Source organism: Streptomyces viridifaciens, assembly GCF_001888885.2.
GTDB classification, from domain to species: Bacteria; Actinomycetota; Actinomycetes; order Streptomycetales; family Streptomycetaceae; genus Kitasatospora; species Kitasatospora aureofaciens.
The window spans coordinates 7,422,681-7,441,082 of sequence record NZ_CP090841.1 but is presented as its reverse complement, the minus strand read 5'-3'; the positions used below and the strand labels follow the sequence as shown (position 1 = coordinate 7,441,082).

17 protein-coding genes and 1 pseudogene are annotated in these 18,402 nt (G+C 73.9%); 10 read left to right on the top strand and 8 right to left on the bottom strand.

The features are described 5' to 3' along the window. From BOQ63_RS40510 to BOQ63_RS40495, 4 genes are all read left to right on the top strand, one after another. Positions 1-1,401 carry a M1 family metallopeptidase gene (locus tag BOQ63_RS40510; protein WP_232790777.1) on the top strand — a complete coding sequence of 467 codons (1,401 nt, stop codon included), beginning with the start codon at positions 1-3 and terminating at the stop codon, positions 1,399-1,401. A gap of 88 nt (positions 1,402-1,489) precedes the next feature. Then, complete coding sequence (locus BOQ63_RS40505; protein ID WP_454131407.1) at positions 1,490-3,280, top strand: RNA ligase family protein; 1,791 nt, start codon at positions 1,490-1,492, stop codon at positions 3,278-3,280. Next, entirely contained in the window at positions 3,280-6,141 is a 2,862-nt protein-coding gene (locus BOQ63_RS40500; protein ID WP_454131409.1) for an RNA repair domain-containing protein, read from the top strand. The genes BOQ63_RS40505 and BOQ63_RS40500 overlap by 1 nt, the downstream gene beginning before the upstream one ends. Before the next feature lie 149 nt (positions 6,142-6,290). Further along, on the top strand, positions 6,291-7,496 hold the full coding sequence (locus tag BOQ63_RS40495) for an MFS transporter (RefSeq protein WP_046387114.1): 1,206 nt from the start codon (positions 6,291-6,293) through the stop codon (positions 7,494-7,496). Positions 7,497-7,608: 112 nt separating this feature from the next. Here the strand turns inward: BOQ63_RS40495 and BOQ63_RS40490 are convergent, their stop codons facing one another. Beyond that, positions 7,609-7,971: a PRC-barrel domain-containing protein gene (locus tag BOQ63_RS40490; protein ID WP_072655975.1), complete on the bottom strand. Its 363-nt coding sequence runs from the start codon at positions 7,969-7,971 to the stop codon at positions 7,609-7,611. Between the two features lie 254 nt (positions 7,972-8,225). Here BOQ63_RS40490 and BOQ63_RS40485 point away from each other — a divergent pair, with 254 nt between their 5' ends. Next, positions 8,226-8,702 carry an ATP-binding protein gene (locus BOQ63_RS40485; RefSeq protein ID WP_046386946.1) on the top strand — a complete coding sequence of 159 codons (477 nt, stop codon included), beginning with the start codon at positions 8,226-8,228 and terminating at the stop codon, positions 8,700-8,702. A 145-nt stretch (positions 8,703-8,847) separates the two neighbouring features. Here BOQ63_RS40485 and BOQ63_RS40480 read toward each other — a convergent pair whose 3' ends face one another. The 6 genes and pseudogenes from BOQ63_RS40480 to BOQ63_RS40455 all read right to left on the bottom strand — a co-directional run bounded on the left by BOQ63_RS40480 (position 8,848) and on the right by BOQ63_RS40455 (position 11,697). Further along, the gene (locus BOQ63_RS40480) at positions 8,848-9,222 is read right to left on the bottom strand and encodes an aggregation-promoting factor C-terminal-like domain-containing protein (RefSeq protein ID WP_051835457.1); all 375 of its coding nucleotides are present in this window, start codon (positions 9,220-9,222) and stop codon (positions 8,848-8,850) included. A 691-nt stretch (positions 9,223-9,913) separates the two neighbouring features. Continuing rightward, positions 9,914-10,264 (bottom strand): hypothetical protein, encoded by a 351-nt coding sequence (locus BOQ63_RS40475; RefSeq protein ID WP_072655973.1) that lies wholly within the window; start codon positions 10,262-10,264, stop codon positions 9,914-9,916. Positions 10,265-10,303: 39 nt separating this feature from the next. After that, entirely contained in the window at positions 10,304-10,864 is a 561-nt protein-coding gene (locus tag BOQ63_RS40470; RefSeq protein WP_078938987.1) for a DUF2165 domain-containing protein, read from the bottom strand. Positions 10,865-10,936: 72 nt separating this feature from the next. Beyond that, positions 10,937-11,125: an amidase family protein gene (locus BOQ63_RS40465; protein ID WP_072655972.1), complete on the bottom strand. Its 189-nt coding sequence runs from the start codon at positions 11,123-11,125 to the stop codon at positions 10,937-10,939. A gap of 13 nt (positions 11,126-11,138) precedes the next feature. Beyond that, positions 11,139-11,501, bottom strand: a pseudogene (locus BOQ63_RS40460) (amidase family protein); the annotation flags it as partial. Beyond that, positions 11,488-11,697 (bottom strand): hypothetical protein, encoded by a 210-nt coding sequence (locus BOQ63_RS40455; RefSeq protein WP_072655971.1) that lies wholly within the window; start codon positions 11,695-11,697, stop codon positions 11,488-11,490. The pseudogene BOQ63_RS40460 and the gene BOQ63_RS40455, both read right to left, overlap by 14 nt. On the opposite strand from BOQ63_RS40455, the gene BOQ63_RS40450 reads away from it, so the two are divergent. After that, positions 11,617-12,135 carry a helix-turn-helix domain-containing protein gene (locus BOQ63_RS40450; RefSeq protein WP_078938989.1) on the top strand — a complete coding sequence of 173 codons (519 nt, stop codon included), beginning with the start codon at positions 11,617-11,619 and terminating at the stop codon, positions 12,133-12,135. The genes BOQ63_RS40455 and BOQ63_RS40450 overlap by 81 nt on opposite strands. On the opposite strand, the gene BOQ63_RS40445 is transcribed toward BOQ63_RS40450, so the two are convergent. After that, the gene (locus BOQ63_RS40445; RefSeq protein WP_454131413.1) at positions 12,136-14,982 is read right to left on the bottom strand and encodes an ATP-binding protein; all 2,847 of its coding nucleotides are present in this window, start codon (positions 14,980-14,982) and stop codon (positions 12,136-12,138) included. Between the two features lie 204 nt (positions 14,983-15,186). On the opposite strand from BOQ63_RS40445, the gene BOQ63_RS40440 reads away from it, so the two are divergent. The 4 genes from BOQ63_RS40440 (at position 15,187) to BOQ63_RS40425 (ending at position 18,391) form a co-directional block, all read left to right on the top strand. Beyond that, positions 15,187-15,969, top strand: a complete 783-nt coding sequence (locus BOQ63_RS40440) for a chitinase (protein WP_072655969.1) — start codon at positions 15,187-15,189, stop codon at positions 15,967-15,969. 16 nt (positions 15,970-15,985) lie between these two features. Then, entirely contained in the window at positions 15,986-16,771 is a 786-nt protein-coding gene (locus tag BOQ63_RS40435) for a thaumatin family protein (RefSeq protein ID WP_030555580.1), read from the top strand. Between the two features lie 18 nt (positions 16,772-16,789). Then, entirely contained in the window at positions 16,790-17,608 is an 819-nt protein-coding gene (locus BOQ63_RS40430) for a glycoside hydrolase family protein (protein WP_072655968.1), read from the top strand. Between the two features lie 189 nt (positions 17,609-17,797). Further along, positions 17,798-18,391, top strand: a complete 594-nt coding sequence (locus BOQ63_RS40425) for a winged helix-turn-helix domain-containing protein (protein WP_030279131.1) — start codon at positions 17,798-17,800, stop codon at positions 18,389-18,391. Positions 18,392-18,402: the final 11 nt, after the last annotated feature.

The following is an 18,402-nucleotide window of genomic DNA, read 5'->3' as shown; positions in this document are numbered from 1 at the left end:
GTGCGACGCCTCCGCCTACACCCCCTGTTCGCTGTCCTCGCCGTACTGCTGACGGCGGCCGCCGCCCCGCCCGGCCGAGCCGTTGCCACCACCCCTGCGGCCACTGCCGGCGACCCGACGCGAACCCCCGGCGCCCCCGCCTACACCGTCGACCTGAGCAGCGACGCCACCGGCGCACACTGGCACGGCCACGAGCGGATCACCTTCAGCAATGTCTCGCCCGACCCCCTCCAGGAGGTGTACCTGCGGCTCTGGGACAACTTCCGCGGCGGCTGTGCGAACCCGTCCGTCCGGGTGACCGGTCTGGGCACCACCCAGGTCACCCAGGCCACCCTGCTCCCGCAGGACACCCGCGGTCGCTACGAGGTCGGCTGCACCGCCCTGCGCGTCCCCCTCCCCCACCCGCTGACCCAGGGCTCCTCCGGCACCGTCGAGTTCGACCTCACCATCGACGTCCCGGACGGCATCGACCGCTTCGGCCGTGACGGCTCCTTCAGCTTCATCGGCAACGCCCTGCCCGTCCTCGCCGTCCGCGACGAGGCGGGCTGGCACCTCGACCCGTACTCCGAGCTCGGCGAGTCCTTCTACGGCCTCAGCTCCGACTTCGCCGTCACCCTCGACCACCCCACCGACCTGCTGGTCCCCGCCACCGGCACCGCCGTCGACACGCCCGGCGAGCCCGGCCGCACGCTCACCCGGATCGGCGCTCGCAAGGTCCGCGAATTCGCCTGGGCGGCCGGGCCGTTCAGCCGCATCGCGGGCCGGTCGGCGGACGGCGTCCGGATCGCCGTCTACTCGGTCGCCGACATCACTCCCAAGGACGCCCAGGACATGCTGGACCTGTCCCTGCGGACCATCGACGCCCACTCCGCCAGCTACGGCGCCTACCCGTACGGGGACCTCGCCCTCGTGCTCGACAACCGGTTCGACTTCGCCGGCATGGAGTACCCGGGCTTCGTCCTCGACTGGATCCGGCCCTCGGCCGTGATCCACGAGCTGGCGCACCAGTGGTGGTACGGCATCGTCGGCGACGACCAGTACCGCGCGCCCTGGCTGGACGAGTCCTTCACCGAGTACGCCATGGCCGTCGCCATGGGCGACACCGGCGAGGGCTGCACCACCAGGACGCCCTGGCGGTCCGCGGACGAACGCCTCACCAACCCGATGAGCTACTGGGACACCCACCCGGACCGCTACGTGCCGGTCATCTATGACCACGGCTCCTGCGCCCTCCACGAACTGCGCCGCCTGATCGGCGCGGACACCATGGCCGGCCTGTTGCGCGACTACGCCCGCGCGCACTGGTACGGCGTCTCCACCACCGCCGACTTCAAGGCCGCCGCCCAGGCCGCGACCCCCGTCGACCTGACGCCCTTCTGGCGCGAGCACCGCATCGGCTGAGCCGCACGGCAGTCCGATATTCGGTGGCCCGTCCCTTCCGTCCGCTCCTACAGTGGCCGCCGGATCAAGGACGTACAGGGAGCCGGACATGCGTGTGCACTACCCCCGGACGCCGCATCTCCCGTGGTCACCGGGGGCTGCGGCGGACGACATCCGGACCGGGGACCTCTCCGGCCTGACCGGGTCGGAGGTCGTCGTCACCGAGAAGCTGGACGGCGAGAACACCACCCTCTACGCCGACGGCCTGCACGCCCGCTCGCTGGACTCCGCCCACCACCCCTCCCGGGCCTGGGTCAAGGGCCTGCAGAGTCGGATCGGCCCCCGGATCCCGGCCGGTTGGCGGGTCTGCGGCGAGAACCTCTTCGCCCGGCACTCCATCCCGTACACCGACCTGGACAGCTGGTTCCACGGTTTCTCGGTCTGGACGGACCAGGACCGTTGCCTGGACTGGGACGACACCGTCCGCTTCCTGCGCCGCCTCGGCGTCCCGACGCCCCGGGTTCTCTGGCGCGGCCGCTACGACGAACGGGCGCTGCGCGCCCTGCGGTTGGACCTGGACCGGCAGGAGGGCTACGTCGTCCGGACGGTCCGGGGCTTCCCCCGGGCCGAGTTCGGCGGACGGATCGCCAAGTGGGTCCGTCCGCAGCACGTCCGCACCGACACCCACTGGATGCACGCCGCCGTGGTGGAGAACGGCCTCGGCCCGACCGCCGCGCTATGGGAAGTGCGTTCCGGCCAGCTGCCGGAACTCCCGCTGCTGGCCGAGTCGCTGGGAATTCCCGAACTCCACTGCTCGGCGGATGAGTTGGCGGACGTGTCCGCTCGGCTGGACGAGCTGGGCCGCACCGGCGACGCCCGACTGGCCGGTGTGCTCGCCACCGCGCTGCGCACCACCCGTCGGGATCGAGCCGCCTCCCAGCTCTCTCCCCGACCCGCAGCGCCACAGCTCGCCCCCCGACTGGCCGACCGGCTCGGCCTGCCGCTGGCCCGCCGGGTCGCCGACCTGGTCGGCCTCCACTCCGGCCTCCAGCAGCCGTACCCGGACGAGGAGCGTCGCGCCGGCCTGGTCAGGCTCGCCGCGGCCGCCGACCTCGGCGTGCTCCACGCGGTGGCCGCGGCCGCCGCCCCCGGGCCCGCCGAGCGCGAGCAGGTCGCCTGGTCCGCCCTGCACGCCGAGGACGCCGGACTGCTCGACGCCGATCCGCTGGCCTGGCTGCGCACCGGCCTGCGCGAGGCCCTGGCCGACCTCGCCCCCGACGGCCCCGACGCCGCCGACCCCGCCGACGCCGCCGACCGCTGCTGGGCCCAGGCCCGCGAGGCGTACGCGCTCGGCCGGATCAGCACCGTAGAGGAGGCGGTCGCCGCCACCTGGCGCTGGCGGGACGGCCGCTTCCCCCGTCTGGTCCACCTGAGCGGCCCGTCCGGCAGCGGCAAGAGCACCTTCGCCGCCGCACTGCCCGGCGTCCCCACCCGGATCAGCCTGGACGACCTGCGCGCCGCCCTCGGCTCGCGCGCCGACCAGCGCCACAACCCCGAGGTGCTGCGCACCGGCCTGGCCCGACTGGACACGGCCCTGGCCGACGCGGCCGCCACCGTGGTCTGGGACGCCACCTCGCTCAACCGCGAGCAGCGCTCCCACGTCCACGGCATCGCCCGGCGCCGCGACGCCCTGGTCACCCAGGTGGTGCTGCTGGTCGGCGAGCAGGAACTGCTGCGCCGCAACGCCGTGCGCCCGCACCCGGTGCCGTCCGAGGTCCTCACCGCCCAACTGCACCGCTTCAGCCCGCCCCACCCCGGCCAGGCGCACCGCACCTGGTACGTCGGCCCGGGTGGCACCGTGGGGGACACGGCGGGCTCGCTCGACTCCGAGGAGTACTGATGCGCCCCATCGAACAGGTCTGCCAGCGCATCCGCTGGGACGCCCGCTTCGACCCGGCCCGGTTCACCCTGGGCGTGCGGCAGCGCGACGACCGCACCAAGCGCGTCCCGCTGGAGGCCTTCGCCGCCTCCGGCGAGGTGCCCTGGCACCGGGTCCGCTGGGTCGAGGCGGACGGCGTCGTGGTCTGGGACCGCACCACCGGCGTCGACGTCCTGGACACCACCGAGGCCGGGCGCCGCACCGAACCGCGCCACCTCCCCTCCCCCTTCTTCACCGCCGTCACCCCGTACGCCTGGCGGGCGGACGGCGGCTGGCGGCCCCACGAGGCCCGCACCGGAACGGCCGACCCGCACACCGTGCGCGTGGTCACCTGGAACACCCTGTGGGACCGCTACGACGCCGACCGGATCGCCACCGCCCGCCGCCGGCCGCTGCTGCTCACCGAGCTGGAGGCCGCCGACGCCGACGTCATCGCACTCCAGGAGGTCGAACCGGCGCTGGCCGCCCAGCTGTTGGCCGCCCCCTGGGTCCGCGACGGCTACACCCTCGGCGGCGACCCGTCCGGGGGCGACGTGGCCGAGTACGGCCTGCTGCTGCTCAGCCGGCTCCCGGTGCTCGAAGCCGGACGGCACGTCCTCGGCCCGCACAAGGCCGTCACCGCCGTCACCCTCCGGACCGCCGACGGGCCGCTGACCGTCGCCGCCGTCCACCTGAGCAGCGACCACTCGACGGACGGCCCCGCCCGCCGTCAGGCCGAACTCGCCCGGCTGGCCGAGGGACTGGCCGCCGTCGAGGGCGAACTGCTGCTGCTCGGGGACTTCAACGACGCCCGCTCCGGCCCGGCCGGCCCCGCCGCCGCCCTCGGCCTGCGAGACGCCTGGACCCAGGTGTACGGCCCGGCCGACGACACCCCCACCTTCGACCCGACCGTCAACCCGCTGGCCGCCGTCTCCTCGCTCACCGGCCGGCCCGGCCGGATCGACCGCGTGCTGCACCGCTCCGACCGCGCCCGCGCCACCGCGGCCGCGCTGCTCGGCGACCGGCCGGGCCCCGACGGGCTCCACCCCTCCGACCACTACGGCGTGGCCGTCGACCTCGCCCTCGGCGACGCCTCCTCCCCGGAGACGCTCGACACCACGCCCACCCCCCGGACCGCCGTCGCCTGGCTGCCGCCCGAGGAACTATGGCCGCCGATCCAGCAGTTGCGCGCCGCCCACGACCCCCAGATCCGTCGCTGGCCCCCGCACGTCAACCTGCTGTTCGGCTTCGTCCCGGAGTCCGCGTTCGACCGCGCCCTGCCGCTGCTCGGCGCGGCCGCCGCCGAGGTCGCCCCGTTCACCGCCCGGCTGGACGGGGTGCACACCTTCGGCCACCGCGAGGACGCCACCGTCTGGCTGGACCCGGCCGCCGCCGCGCCCGAACCCTGGGCCGCGCTGCGGCACGCCCTGGAACGCCGCTTCCCCCGCTGCCGAGGCCGGGCCGAGGGCTTCACCCCGCACCTCAGCCTCGGGCGCAGCGCCGACCCGCAGCGGGTGGCCGCCGACTGCACGGCCCGACTGAGCGCCACCAACGCCCGGGTGGGCGAGCTGGTGGTGCTGTCCCGCCGGGGCGAGGAGCCGATGCGCCCGCGCGCGGTGGTCACGCTGGGGACGGGCGAGGTACGGGTGCTGCCGGAGGAACCGGTGGTGTCGCTGCACGCCGAAGCACCCGAACGCACGTCCGCTGCCGCCGAGTTGGCCCGGCGGATCGCCTCGGCACTGCCCGAGGGCGTCGTCCACACGGTGGGCTCGCGGCGCCTGGGCTGCCAGTTGGACGACGGCGACCTGGACCTGGTGGCCGCGCTCCCCGGGCCGGCCGACCTGCCCGGGGTGCTGACCCGGGTAGCGGCCGCCGCGCCGCAGGCCCGGCAGGTCCGGGAGGTGCGCGGCGCCCGGGTGCCGGGGCTGCGACTGGAGGCGGACGGGCTGACCGTCGACCTCGCCCTGGTGTTCACCGGCGCCCTCGACCCCGCCCGAGCCGTGCCCCGGCGCGTCGAGGTGGGCGGGGGGGCGGCCGTCGCGCTGAGCGCCGTGACGGACGCCGAGGCCATCCTGTCGGCACTCGGGGACCGGCACCCCCGCTTCGTCCGACTGGCCCGGCAGGTCAAGGCCTGGGCCCGGGCGCGCGGCCTGGACGGTGCACCGTTCGGCCAACTTCCCTCGCTGGCCTGGTCGGTGCTCGCCGCCCGTACCGTCCTCGACGCCTCCGACGCCCCGGGCGCCACCGGCTCCGCCGACGCCACGCACGACGACCTGTTCCGGTGCTTCACCGAAACCTGGGCCTCCTGGGACTGGCGCCAACCCGTCTCCCTCACAGGCGAGTTCACCGAGGAGTTCACCGACGGGTTCACCGACCGAAGTCGCGCCCCGCTGACCGTCCTCACACCCTCCGCCCCCGTCCGCAGCTGCACCACCCAGGTCGGCCCGGACACCCGCGACCTGCTGACCGAGGAGCTCTACCGTGCCTGGGAACTCACCTCCACGAGCCCCGACCCCTGGCCCGCCCTGCTCACCCCACCCCCGCTGCACCGCCGCCACGCCGCCTGGGCCGTGATCACCACCGACCGGGAGTCCGCCGGTGCCGTCCGCGGCCGCCTCCGCAGCCTGCTCACCGCCCTGGAGGAGGCCGGTGCCGCCCAGCTCCACGCCTGGCCCCACCCCTACCGCACCGGCGACGACCGCATCCACTTCCCGATCGGCCTCGGCCCCGCCCCAGTCCCCCGCGCCCAGCTCGCAACCGTCGCCGCCGCCTGGTCCCGCGGTCTGCCGAGCGTTCACGTCGACCACGTCGAGTGCGGCGCCGTCCCGACCCTCACCCGGTGACGGACGCCTCCGAACCGATTGCGGGACTCGCGGCACGACAGTCGACACCCCGCCACGGCACCGGGACCGCGGCGCGCTGTGGGAGCGGCTCAACCGGGCGACGCCACCCTCCGCCTGTGACGCCGAGCCGACGAAGTACCGTGCGGGTCATGACCTCTCCGATCCGTCGGTTACTGGCAGGGCGCACCCTTGCGGCCCTGGCGACCGCGCTGATCCCGACCACCCTCACCCTCGCCGTCGTCCGCACCGGCTCGGCGACGGACCTCGGCCTCGTGCTGTCCTGCGAGCTACTCCCCATGCTCGTCCTGCTGCCCGTCGCGGGAGTGGTCGCCGACCGCTTCCCCCCGCAGCGGGTCGTGTTCACCGCGGACCTGGTCCGCGCCACCGCACAACTCGCGATCGGGGCGGAACTGCTCGGCGGCGGGCTGCGGATCCCCGATCTGGCCGTGCTGTCGGCGATCACGGGCGCGGCCGTGGCCTTCGGGACACCGGCCGTCCGTACGCTGGTCGCCGCCGTGGTAACCGGCGCCGAGCGGCTTCGTACCAACGCGCAACTCGGGGCCGCGCAGGGGCTCGCCCAGATCGCGGCTCCCGCGGCAGCCGGCGGCCTGATGCTGCTGGTGGGGGCCGGGTGGTCCTCCCTGCTGACCGGCGCGCTGTTCATCGCGTCCGCCTCCACTCTCGGCGGCCTGCGGCCGGACCGCTCCCTCCAGCGCGCCGAGCGGAGCGCCTTCCTGGGAGAACTGCGCGAGGGCTGGGCCGAAACCCGCCGCCACCCCTGGTTCCTGGCCAACGTCCTCGGGCACGGCGTCTGGCACCTGACGGCGGGCGTCCTCCTCACCCTGGGCCCGTTGATCACCGTACGCCACCTGGGCGGGGACACCGCCTGGGTCGTCATCGCCGAGGTCGGCACGGTGGGCACGGTCGCCGGTGTCTACGCCGCCTCCCGGCTGCCTATCCGCCAACCGCTGGTCGGCGTCGCCGTCGGCGCCGCCGTCTTCGCACTCCCGCTCACGGCGTTCGCCCTTCTGCTACCGGTCCCGGTCGTCACGGCCGCCTACTTCGCCGGGATGTTCGGAGTCGGCGTCCTCAACCCGCTGTGGGAGACCACCATGCAACGCCGCATCCCGCCCGAAGCCCTCGGCCGCGTGGGATCGTTCGACACCCTGATCTCCTTCGCCGCCCGACCGCTCGGCCTCGCCGTCGCCGCGCCCCTCGCGGCGGGCATCGGGACCACGACACCTCTGCTCCTGGGCGCAGCCCTGGTGGGCACCGCGAATCTCGCCGTCCTCCTGCTCCCCACCGTCCGGGAGACGACCCGCGCCCCGCTCCCGGCCGCCGAACAGGCCTGCTGAGCCCGCGCCACGGACTGTCCGGCCGGCCGGTGCGACCGGGAGCACGGCGCACCGGCGGGCCGGTCAAGGGCCGAAGGCCAGAGGTCGGAGACCAGAAGTCAGAGGTCAGAGGTCAGAGGAAGGGACCGACGTAGAAGGGGCCGTAGTAGGCGTCGTAGCCCGCACGGTAGTCGGTGCCGGTGCCGTGGTTGGGGTCGAACACGGGGCCGTTTTTGATCTCGTCCTTCGTGCGGTCGACGTACACCTTCTTGTCGTGCTGGTCGACCCTGGCGACGGTGCCCGCGGGCAGGAGGACCCGGGTTCCGAAGATCCACGGGCCGGTGTCGACCACGAGGTAGGAGGCGCCGACCTCCTCCGAGTGCTTGTCGATCTTGCCGATGGGGCCGTCGGTGGCTTCGACGTGGAAGCCGACCAGGTCGGTGCCCGAGACGTGGCCGGATTCGGAACGGAACTCCCAGATCCTGCTGGCGCTCATGTCTCTCCTCGTGTCACGGCGCCGCCTGTTCGGCGACGCGCTCCGTGACGACCGCCTTCCCGCAGGCTCCGGTTCCATGCCGGCGGCTCGCCCTCCCGCCCTCCCTCCCCCTCCGGCGCGGAAGCACGGGATCGCCACCGGCGGCTTGCGGCCGCGTTCCTGAGCGGTGGTCAGCGGGCGGGACGTGATCCCGGTCGCATGCGGCCGCCGGATGCGGGCACACGAAGGTGGCACGCACCTGAAGGGAGGCCTTCATGTCCAGGAGGAGTGGAGTGGGATGGGCCCGGCGGCTTCCGCTCGGCGCGGGAGTACGGGCCGGTCGGGAGTGGGCGAGGAGGCATCTCGACACCCTCGGCTGGAACCGGGACGCGCCGGCCCTCGCGGACGCGGTCGTGCTGGCCGTGTCCGAACTGAGCACCAACGCCCACGTCCACGCCGGCAGCGACGCGGAGCTGGTGCTGACCTGGGACGGGCGCTGCCTCCACCTGAGCGTCCACGACCACAGCAGCCGGCTCCCCCGCCCCCGGGCGGCGACGCCGGAAGCCACCGGAGGGCGCGGCCTGGCACTGGTCGACGCACTCGCCGACCACTGGCACACCCGTCTGCAGAAGGACGGCAAGACCGTCACCGCCTACTTCCACTCGCCGGGCGCGGGTCAGCCGGGCGGATGGCAGTGCCTGAGCTCCTCGGGCTCGTCCAACTCGTCGGGCCCGTCCAGCTCGTCGGGGTAGCTGCCGTTGGCGACGGGCGTGCAGGACGGCGCCGGGAGAAGCACGAGGGCCCGGGCCCCCGCGCATGGGCGCGGGCCCGGGCCCTCGTCGGTCACCCCGGCGGCCCCTGTCCGACCGCCGAGGCGGGAGGAGCCGAATGGTCGGCTCAGTACCAGTGGTGGTTCTGCCAGAACGTCCACGCGGCGTTGGGGCTGCCGTAGCGGGTGTTCATGTAGTCCAGCGCCCACTTGATCTGGGTGGCCGGGTTGGTCTTCCAGTCCGCGCCCGCCGAGGCCATCTTGGAGGCCGGCAGCGCCTGGCCCAGCCCGTAGGAGCCCGAGCTCGGGTTGGTCGCGGTCACGTTCCAGCCGGACTCGTGGGAGACGATCTGGCTGAACGAGGCCAGCTGGTTCGCCGGGACGATCCGGGCGGCGACGGCCTGCGGGGAGGCGTCCGCGGCCGAGGCCACGGCGGGGACCACGGCGGCACCCAGGGCGGTCACACCGGCGGCGCCGGCCAGGATCGCGGCAGAGGTACGCATACGGAGCTTGAAAGCGGGCATGTAGAGCAAGACCTCAATCGGGTTGGGCCGAGCCCCCCGTTTTGGACCGCGGCCGGACAGGGGCCATAACGGTCGCGGGGTGTGACTCGGCGGTTAGCGCATCCGGCGGGACAGGAGCCGGTCTGGCTGACGACAAATGCCAAGCTGCCAGACCGGTTCGGCGACCGCCAAGAGCTCCCCGGAACGATCCCCCGTCGTAGCCGGGGAGTCCGGAACCGATTCGTCGGTGGGGCTCCGCGGCGGGCCGACGGCGCCCGGCAACCCCCTCCGCTCCTGCCCGAGCCCGTCCTCACCCGTTCACCGAGCGGTCCTCGAGCAGCGGAAACGGACACCACTATCCGTCGTCGTACACAGCATTACCGTGTGAGCGCACTCACCACGCAACCAACGTCAGCATCACCGACCGGCCGACCGCCGTCACGCTGCGGCATCACCGGGGGGATCCGCCCACCGAGGTCGTAGGCGGGCTCCAGGACCGCGGTGGACACGACCCCGGTCGGTGCCGGACGGTGCGGGGTGGCAGGAAGGCGCGCAGCAGCTGCGCGGGCAGGCTCATGGGCTCCGCGGCTGCCCGGGGCGTAGCTGTCGATGGTGTCACGTTCGGAAGTGACCAGCATGGCGAGCAGCGCGGCGAGCAGTCGGCAACGATGGAGCGGGGGCGCGTGAGCGGTCAGTCCCCCTGGGACCAGGCGGCGATCGGCAGTGACAGGTAGACGCCGAAGTCGACGAGCCCGGTCGCGGCGCGGATGCTCTCGTGGAGCGCGTCCACCCGCTCCTGCCGGTTGGCCTCCCTGCTGGCGAACCACTTGGACTTGATCTCGATCTCCACCGCCAGCCCGCTCCGGTCCAGCGGGCCCAGCGACCGGAAGCGGATCTCGACGTCTCCGGGCCGCAGATCGCCGTCGTACGGTTCCTCGGGGCACTCCACGGCCAGGGACACCAGATGCGGCAGCACCGATCCCAGTTCGCGCAGGGAGGACTCGGGGACGGTGGGCGCGTGGGTCACGTCGACGAGCGGCATGCCGGACACCCTAGCCGGGCCGGCGGAGCACTGTTTCCCTCACTCCGCCGGGGCCCGGGTGCGGTGCGGCAGGTTCACCACCACCAGGGCCAGTCCCGCCAGGGTGACGTTGCGGATCGCCGCGTCGAGGCCGTTCCACGCCTTCGACTGCCACATCGCGAACCACTCTCCGCCGATCCCGATGAACCCGGCCCCGAAGAGCAGCAGCATCAGCAGCAGGCCGAGGGTGCTGAGCCGGCGTGCCACTGCGGGCCGCAGCCACCAGGCGAACGTCCCCGCCGTCAGCACCAGGGCGCTCAGCGCCTCCCAGGCGATGATCGCGACGTACGCCGCGTTCTGCAGACCCGGGGACGTGACGGCACGCCACATCAGGTCCTGGTCGCGGAAGGTGGTGTCCATCGCCAGCACGTGCTGGACGAACTGCTGGTTGGTGGCGAAGTCGGTGACGTTCCCGAAGACCACGAGCAGCAGGTAGAGCGCGTTCGTCCCGGTGAGCACGGCCGCCGCCGCGCGCGGTGAGCCGAGTTCGAGCAGGCGGTCGCGGACGGTGGGGCCGCCGGGGCTCACGGCGGCCGGACTTGCGGGGCGGGTGGTCGGCATGGGGAACAGGCTAACCGCTGCGGGGAGTTGACGGGCTGGGCGCCCGCGGGCCCGGGCGCCCGCCCAGACCGCTCAGACCGCTCCGGCCAGGGCCCGGGCGGGCCGCGTCGACTCGTAGGCGTGACCGACCCGCAGGGGTACGGGCTCGCCGAGGGGGCGGGCGAGCAGCTGCAGGCCGATCGGCAGGCCCGCCGGGTCGTGGCCGACCGGGACGGTCAGGGCGGGCACCCCGGTGATGTTGGCGGGGGCGCTCAGGCGCACGTAGGCGTCGGAGACGGCCTCGGAGGACGGCGCCGGCCGCGCCCAGGCGCGCGGCGACCGTGCTGTCCGCCCCGGCGCGGTGGCCGGCGCGGACCCGGGAGCTGGCGGTGGTGGGCATCCCGTCGACGTCGATCAGGTCCTTCAGCCCCATCGGGATGCCGTGCAGTGGTCCCCGGTAGCGGCCGTGGGCCACCTCGTGTTCGGCCTCGGCCGCCGCCCGGCGCGCCCGCTCGGCGGTGACGGTGACGTAGGCGCCGAGGTGCGGCTCCACCTCCTCGATGCGGCCGAGGACGGAGTCGACCAGTTCTACCGGGGACAGGCGCCGGGCCCGGATCGCGTCCGCGGCGGCGGCCAGGGACAGCTCATACGGCTGCACGGTGCTCCTCCTGCACGGGGTGGTAGGCGGCGGCGGGCGGGACGTCCTCGAAGTCCAGTTCGCGCAGGACGGCGACAACGTGGTGGATGTGGTCGGCGACCACGGTCACCGCGGCGTGGCGCTCGGCGGGCAGGCGGAGTCCGGCGCGGGCGGCCCAGCGGGCGGCTTCCGGGGGTGTGAGTGCGAGGGCTGGCACGGCTGTGGTCCTTCTCGGTGGGGCTGGGCGGAAGAGGCGGTTGCCCGGGAGGTCTTCACCGAACAGGGCCACGACCCCCACCTGGACGACGTGGCGCGCCGGGCCGGTGTCGGGGCCGCCACGCTCTTCCGCCGCTTCCCCGACAAGGCCGTGATCCCTGCGGGCCGTGCTGGACGCGCGCTTCGACGAGCGGGTGCGGCCCGTCATCCGGGCGGCCGCCCACGACCCCGATCCCGCATCGGCACTGGCCCGGGTGCTGGAGACTGCTCTGGAGTCGGTGGCCGGCGACTACAACGTGCTGGCCGCCGCCCGGGTCGCCGGCGTGCTGACCCCGGCGACCGGCGAGGAGTTCTTCGCCGCCCTCGACACCCTCCTGGCACGCGGTCAGGACGCGGGCGCGCTCCGGCACGCACCGTCAGCCCTTCGGCCGACCGTTGATCACCGGGCCGCGGCCCGGTGGCTGCGCGCCCCGGTCGCCGCGGCGACCTCCCGGCGTGAGCGGACGCCGAGCTTGCCGAGGATGTGGGAGACATGGGTCTCCACCGTGCGACGCGAGAGCAGCAGCATCGCGGCGATGTCGGGGTTGGACAGCCCCTGCACGACCAGTTCGGCCACACGCTGCTCCGTCACCGTCAGCGCGTCCCGGCCGGAGACCGGCCGGGACCGCGGTCCCCGGATCCCGGCCCGCACTCCCCAGGGGCGCATGCGGGCGGCGGCGCGCCGCGCGTCCCAGACCGCGCCCAGCTCGGCGTAGACCGCGAGGGCCTCTCCGAACGCGGCGCGGGCCGCGTCGCGGTCCCCGGACGCCGCGTGGAGCACGGCGAGGTCCTCGAGGGCGTTTCCGAGGTCAGGGGGGCGGTCGGCGGTGCGGTGGTGGTCGATCGCGACGAGCAGCCGGGCCGGGTCGTCGTGCAGCAGTCCGCGGCACCACTGGGCGGCCGCCCGCGTGGCGGGCAGCGGTTCGATGTGGGCGTTGCGTCGGCTCGCGAGCGCCGCGGTCCGCGCCGTGCGCCGGTCGTCCACGGCCAGCGCCAGGCGGACCAGGCCGGCCAGCCACTCCGGATGCCTCCTGGTGTCGTACTCGTACGCGGGGGCCAGCAGCGCCGCGAGCACCTGGAGGGCCTCGCGGGGCCTGCCCGTGCGTTCGAGGGCGAGGCTGCGGGCCACGATCCGGTAGGAGGCCGCGACGGGCCAGGTCGGCGGCACCGTCCGGGCATCCAGGATGTCCGGGTGGCCGGCGGCCTCCTGCCCGCTGTCCCGCCGGGCGCTGATCAGCGTCCGCAGGCTGTGCCGGGCGAGTTGCCAGCGCTCCTGCGGGAGGTCGGTGACCTCGTCCAGGACCGCCTGGGCGTCGTCCCAGCGACCGTGCTCGTAGTGCCTCTCGGCGATCTTGACCAGGCTCATGGAGAGCAGCGTCTCCCCGGTCCGCCCGGCGAGGGTACGGGCGTGCGCCAGGGTCTCCTCCGCCTCCTGGGGGCGGCCGAGGCCGTCCAGCGCCACAGCCCGGTGGCCGAGCAGCATGAGCCTCAGGTCCACGAGTTCGCGGTCGTCGCCGATCTCCGCCAGCGCGCGGTCGGCCAGGGCCAGCGCACCGGCCTGGTCGCCCTCCCGGCTGCGGATCAGGGCGCCCGCGTTCAGGGCGTAGCCGATGGTGGTGGCGCTGTGGAGCCGCACCCCTTCGGCGAGTGCCTCGGTCATGGCCGTGCGGCCCGCGCCGAGCCGGCCCTGGAAGCCCCGGGCGAGCGCGAGCAGGGCCAGCAGGCCTGCCCTCCAGCGCGGCCCGAGCCGCGGGTCGCCGACGGCCGCCTGCCAGTTCGCCTCCACGTCCTGGTAGCGGCCGGCCCGCAGCGCGACGCCGGCGAGCAACCACCTGGCCCGTCCGACGAGTTCGCGGTCGGAGGTCGCCAGCAGGATGCTACGGGCGAGTTGCTCGGCGCGCTCGACGGGCCCGGTGCGGAAGTAGAGCGCCGCCAGCCGGTCGGCCAGCAGGTGGTGCCTCGGACAGTCCGCGTCCGTCTGCCGCAGGGCGTGTTCGAGCAGGTCGGCAGCGAGCGCCGGGGCCCGGTCGACCAGTTGCGCCGCGTGGTCGGCGAGCCACTCCCACTCCCAGCCGTCGGCTTCCCGCACGGCCGGCAGGATCAGCGCGGCCACGCGCTCGATCGGCGCCCCGGCGGCGGTCAGCTCCTGTACCGCCCGCCGCAGGAGCCCCGCGCGCAGGGCGGACGGGATGGTCTCGTGGAGCACCTCTCCCAGCAGGGGGTGACGGAACCGCAGCCGGGGCCCGGCCGACTCCAGCACGCCCGCGCTCAGCGCCTCCTCCACCACCGTCAGGAGGTCACCGCTTCCCGCCGCTGCCGTCAGCTCCGCTGCCGAGAACTCGGGTCCGAGCAGGGAGGCGACGCGCAGCGCCTGTTGGGCCCTGGCCGAGAGACAGGCCAGCCGGTCCGCGATGACGTCCGTCAGCGACCGGAGGTCACCCGGGTCTCCGCGCTCCGCGGACAGCTCCACCGTGCCGGCGGCGCGGTGCAGGGATCCGCCGCGGGCGAGGGCGTCCAGCAACTCCCTGATGTACAGCGGATTTCCGGCCGCCGAGCCGAGGCGGGCCGTGAGCCGCGGCCCGGGGGTTCCGCCGGCCAGCACACCCGCCAGCTCCGACACGCCCGCCTCGCTCAGGGGGTCGAGTGAGAGCACCCGTCCGCCCTGGGGGCGAAGCTCCCGGCGCAGCCGCGCCAGGCCCGGCCGGCGGGGCACCGGCCGGCAGGTCCCGATGGCCAGCAGCGGCCGCCGCATTGCGGTCCGGCACAGGCGGCGCCACATCAGCAGGGTCGTCTCGTCGGCCCATTGCAGGTCCTCCAGTGCCAGCACCACCGGTCCGGACGCGCACAGCCGGTCGACACGGGTCAGCAGTTGCTCGGTGGCGGCCGCCACCGGATCGGCGGCGAGGAGGTGCGTGTCCCGGTCCGCGCAGGTGTGCGGCCGTCGAGACGGCGGTGCGGCCTCCGCGTGCCGGGGGTCGGCCCAACGCGGGGGCACGCCGAGGAGTCGTGTCATGGCCGACAGCGGAAGCCGCTGCCCCAGCTCGTCGCACTGCCCGAACAGGACCTCGCAGCCGGCGGCCCCGGCCGCGGCGAGCGGTGCGGCGAGCAACGCGGACTTGCCGATGCCGGGTTCGCCCTCGACCAGCAGGCTGCCCCCACGGCCGGCCGCGACATCGGCGACCAGGTCCGCCAGCAGTGCTCGTTCGGCTCCCCGACCGGTCACGCCGACCATGTACGGAATCCGCATGTACATGACCTTAACCGGCTCGGGCGGGGCGCCAAACGTCGCGCACGTCACGCCCGGATCACCGAGGGGCGGCCCGGCGGCGTACGGCACTCCGGAACCTCAGTGAGTCTCACGGATGTCTCCACGGATCCGCCGCCGGACGATCATCCGGCGCCCCCGGCACGGTCATTCGGAGAATCCGTCACCACGCGAGGAAGGTCCCGCATGTCCCTTCGACGCTCAGCCCTGAGGATCGCCGCGGCAGTGGCAGCCGTATCGGCGATCGCCCTGCCCACCGCCGCCTCCGCGTCCACCTCCACCTCCGCCTCCGCCTCCGCCTCCGACGAGTCGACGGCCGGACCGACGCACGCGACGGCGGCGGACCAGGCCGGTTTCGTCGTGAGCAAGGCCCAGTTCGGCCGGATGTTCCCGAACAGGAACCAGTTCTACACCTACGAGGCACTGGTCGGCGCGATGAGCGCCTACCCCGCCTTCGCACACACCGGGAACGATCAGGTCAAGCGGCGGGAAGCGGCGGCCTTCCTGGCGAACGTCAGCCACGAGACCGGCGGCCTGCGCCACGTCGTGGAGCAGAACACCGCCAACTATCCGACGTACTGCGACGCCGCCCGGCCCTACGGGTGTCCGGCGGGACGCGCGGCCTACTACGGACGAGGGCCGCTCCAGCTCAGCTGGAACTTCAACTACAAGGCGGCGGGGGACGCCCTGCACATCGACCTGCTCCACAACCCCGACCTGGTCCAGACCAATCCTCAGGTCGCGTGGAAGACCGCGCTCTGGTACTGGAACACCCAGACCGGGCCCGGTTCCATGACGGCCCACCAGGCGATCGTCACCGACGCCGGCTTCGGCCAGACGATCCGCAGCATCAACGGCGCCGTCGAGTGCAACGGCAGGAACACCGCCGAGATGAAGGACAGGGTCGACCTGTACCAGAGGTTCGCGCAGATCCTCGGCACCTCCCCCGGAACCAACCTGACCTGCTGAGCGGAACGGAGAAGTCATGCACAGGTTCCTGACCAGGCTGTTCGTCGCGGCGGCCGCTGCCGCACTGACCGTGGTGCTGCCGGGCGCGGGGCCGGCGACGGGCGCGGCAGTGCTCCCCCGTACCGCGCCGGTCGCGGCTGCGGCGGTCAACCACACGGTGACGTTCGTGAATCACTCGTCCCAGAAGCTCTGGATCGGAAGCGGCGTCAACGCCGACGGGTCGAAGCAGTTCACCCGGCTACCGGTCCTCGCTCCCGGGCAGTCCGCGACGGTGGCGATTCCCGAGACGGCCGCCCCGTTCCACTGGCGTGGAAAGTTCTTCGCACGGCAGGGCTGCGGCGGGGCCTCCGGCAGCACCTTCCACTGCCGGGTGGGTGACTGCGGCCCGTCGGCCGACCACTGCACGACGGGCGAACAGCCCGTCGGTCTCGCGGAGTTCAACTTCGACAGCAAGGACGGCGCCGCTCCCTGGTACGACGTGAGCTACGTGAACGCGTTCTCGCTGCCGATCACGATCACTCCGGTGAACGCCGCGCCGGCCGGCGGAGGCTGCGAGACGCGGGGCTGCGCGACGAACCTGCTGCCCTACTGCCCACCCGCCGACCTGACGCGCGGGCCGGACGGCAAGCCCGTACTGTGCACCAACCCCAGCCGGGACACCCCCAGCGACTACAGCCGCGCGCTCAGCGCGAAGTGCCCCAAGGCCTACACCTGGTCCAAGCAGGACCAGGTGCCGGGCAACAAGGTGATGCAGCAGTGCAGCCGCTGCAGCGGCTTCACCGTCACCTTCGGACCCGCGTGATCGAAGGAGGGGAACGTCTTGCCGGGTCGAACACGCCTGTTCGCCGTTCTACTCGCGGTGCTGACCTGCCTCACGGTCGGCAGTACCGCCGACGCGTCCGCCGCCCCGGTGAAGAAGAAGGGCGTGAGCGCCTGGAACTTCACCGACGCCACCGGGGCACTGGCTGACTCCGGGGTCGGCTGGTTCTTCACCTGGGCCTCGGACCGGCAGCAGATCAAGCCGCCGGCCGGCGTCGAGTTCGTCCCCATGATCTGGGGGGCGGCCTCGGTGACCGACGCACAGCTCGCGACAGCCAGGAAGGAGGGCACGACGCTGCTCGGGTTCAACGAACCCGACCTGCCGGCGCAGGCGAACATGAACGTGTCCCGGGCCCTCGACCTGTGGCCCCGGCTCCAGTCGACCGGAATGAGCCTGGGCGCACCCGCAGTGGCCGGCGGCGGCGACGTCGCGGGCGGCTGGCTCGACCGGTTCATGAAGGGCGCCGCCTCCCGCCACTACAAGGTCGACTTCGTCCCCCTGCACTGGTACGGCTCGGACTTCCGCGCCGACGCCGCGACCGGTCAACTGCGCAGCTACCTCCAGGCGGTCCACAACCGCTACAACAAGCCGATCTGGCTCACCGAGTACGCCCTGATCGACTTCTCCAGCGGCACCCCGAGGTATCCGACACCGGAACAGCAGGCCGCGTTCGTGACGAAGTCGACCGCGATGCTCCAGGGCCTCCCCTTCGTCGAACGCTACGCGTGGTTCACCCTCTCCGCGGACCGCGGTGGCACCGGTCTCTACAACCGGGCAACCCCCAACCGCGTGGGTACGGCCTACCGCGCGGCGGGCTGAGCCCGAGCGGCCGACCGGACCCGCACACCCCCGTCCGCGACTGCGGACGGGGGCTCGGTCGATCACGGCGCCCGACCCGGCGAACCCGTGGCCGGGCTCCGGACCGCGTCCCGGAGCCCCTGAGGTCTCCGAAATTTTTATTGCGCAGTTTTCATTGCGCAACTTTCCTTTCGCACCTACCGTGGAGGCATGCCCGAAACCCCCCGGCCGGAGCGGATCACCGACCTCTCCCGCCTCAAGGCGTTCACCAACCCCCTGCGGATGCAGCTCTATCGCCTGCTCTACGCGGCCGGCACCGCCACCGCCTCGCAGCTCGCCGAGCAGGTCGACCAGGCGCCGTCCCTGGTCAGCTACCACCTGCGCAAGCTGGCCGAACTCGACTTCGTCGTCGAGGCGACCGGTCAGAGCGCCGACGGACGGGAGCGGTGGTGGCAGGTCGCCTCCGAGGAGGGCTGGGGCTTCCGCGAGTCGGACCTCGCCGGGACGCCCGAGGGCGCGGCCGCGGTCGGCGCCGTCACCCGCGGCCTGCTCGACAGCCGCGCCGCCCAGGTCCGCACCTACCTGGACCAGGGCGCCGCCTGGGGCCGCGAGTGGACGGACGCGGCCTTCACCTCCGAGTGGCTGCTCGATCTCACCGCCGCCGAACTCGCCGAACTGAACGACGAGTTGCAGGCCCTGGGCCGCCGCTGGCGGGAGCGCGGCAGGGCCGCCAAGGCGGCCGGCGACAGCGAGAACCGCGAGCACGTGTCCGTCCACCTGTACGGCTTCCCGTTCCGCCCCTGACGCGTCCGCCC

Coding starts and splice junctions, on each gene's coding strand:
- BOQ63_RS40505 (WP_454131407.1), top strand. CDS start 1,490: ATGCGTGTGCACTACCCCCGGACGCCGCATCTCCCGTGGTCACCGGGG.
- BOQ63_RS40500 (WP_454131409.1), top strand. CDS start 3,280: ATGCGCCCCATCGAACAGGTCTGCCAGCGCATCCGCTGGGACGCCCGC.
- BOQ63_RS40495 (WP_046387114.1), top strand. CDS start 6,291: ATGACCTCTCCGATCCGTCGGTTACTGGCAGGGCGCACCCTTGCGGCC.
- BOQ63_RS40490 (WP_072655975.1), bottom strand. CDS start 7,971: ATGAGCGCCAGCAGGATCTGGGAGTTCCGTTCCGAATCCGGCCACGTC.
- BOQ63_RS40485 (WP_046386946.1), top strand. CDS start 8,226: ATGTCCAGGAGGAGTGGAGTGGGATGGGCCCGGCGGCTTCCGCTCGGC.
- BOQ63_RS40480 (WP_051835457.1), bottom strand. CDS start 9,222: ATGCGTACCTCTGCCGCGATCCTGGCCGGCGCCGCCGGTGTGACCGCC.
- BOQ63_RS40475 (WP_072655973.1), bottom strand. CDS start 10,264: ATGCCGCTCGTCGACGTGACCCACGCGCCCACCGTCCCCGAGTCCTCC.
- BOQ63_RS40470 (WP_078938987.1), bottom strand. CDS start 10,864: ATGCCGACCACCCGCCCCGCAAGTCCGGCCGCCGTGAGCCCCGGCGGC.
- BOQ63_RS40445 (WP_454131413.1), bottom strand. CDS start 14,982: ATGCGGATTCCGTACATGGTCGGCGTGACCGGTCGGGGAGCCGAACGA.
- BOQ63_RS40440 (WP_072655969.1), top strand. CDS start 15,187: ATGTCCCTTCGACGCTCAGCCCTGAGGATCGCCGCGGCAGTGGCAGCC.
- BOQ63_RS40435 (WP_030555580.1), top strand. CDS start 15,986: ATGCACAGGTTCCTGACCAGGCTGTTCGTCGCGGCGGCCGCTGCCGCA.
- BOQ63_RS40425 (WP_030279131.1), top strand. CDS start 17,798: ATGCCCGAAACCCCCCGGCCGGAGCGGATCACCGACCTCTCCCGCCTC.